The sequence below is a fragment of the Vibrio sp. Vb1574 genome, assembly GCF_033338675.1.
The window spans coordinates 1-1,021 of record NZ_JAWOTC010000489.1; the positions used below are offsets into that span (position 1 = coordinate 1).

A 1,021-nucleotide genomic window follows, 5' to 3' on the forward strand; every position below is an offset into this window, starting at 1 on the left:
GATCAATGTACGGCAGTTTACGAATCTCTTTCTCAAGCGGATACGTTAATTCTTCTTCCACTTCTTTGGAGGTCGCCCCAGGATAAGTCGCGACAATCATCGCGTCCTTAATCGTAAACGCAGGGTCTTCTAATCGACCAAGCTCTAGGAATGAAGTCACCCCACCGATAGCAAGAATAACAATGAACAACCAACTGATGACTTTGTTCTTAATGGAATACTCAGCAATGTTCATTATTGTTCCTTCTCCACAACATCCACATGTTTACCTTCGCGTAATTTACGTAGGTTTGAATTAACCAACACATCACCTTGAGTGATTCCCGATGAGACAATCGCCCCTTCACCGTTAACTTGTGAAATCGCCACAGGCACTTTAGTGACAGCGTCACTGTTTATTTTCCAAACAAAGAACTCATTGTCATCGTTGCCTGCTTGAAGTGCCGTCATTGGGATGTTGTAACCATCGATAGAAGTGATACCGGCTTTGATCATGTCGACCATCACGCTCACACTGGTGCCCGGAAGAATCTCTTGCTCTGGTTGAGGCATGGTTAAGTACATCTCATAAGTCTGTGTTTCTGAGTTTGGCTCGCTAGTGTGCTCTAAATAGTCCAGCGCATACGTTGTTGGAATACCAGAGAACGTCGCACGCGGCTTATAACTCATGTTTTGTGCGGTTGGGTTCACCATCGCTAACACGTTGTCAGACAATTCGATGCGCACATAAACCACATCGTTTTGATACAAGTTCAGTACAGGTTCGCCAATCGCCACGCGCTCAAAACGCTCTTTGAAAACGTCTGAGACTTTTCCTGCAAACGGGGCAAATAAACGCGTATAGTTCAACTGGTTGGTGGCGTTATAGAAGTTTGCCTCTGCCAGTTCCTTGTTTGCGGTCAGCTCATCCAGTTCTGCTTTGGATATCATTTGGCGACCGTGCAGTTCCTCACCTCGTTTAAGCTGGCGAATCGCAAGCGTGTATTGCGCTTCAGCATCATTTACCGCTTGCTTTTCTTTG

The 1,021-nt window shown here is 45.7% G+C and carries 2 protein-coding genes; both read right to left on the reverse strand.

Features of this window, described 5'->3' with window-relative positions:
• Window positions 1-235, reverse strand: a 235-nt coding sequence (locus R7O12_RS27070) for an efflux RND transporter permease subunit (RefSeq protein WP_318127144.1), incomplete at its 3' end; no start/stop codon positions are given.
• On the reverse strand, window positions 235-1,021 hold a 787-nt coding region (vmeU, locus tag R7O12_RS27075), incomplete at its 5' end, for a multidrug efflux RND transporter periplasmic adaptor subunit VmeU (RefSeq protein ID WP_318127145.1). The genes R7O12_RS27070 and vmeU, both read right to left, overlap by 1 nt.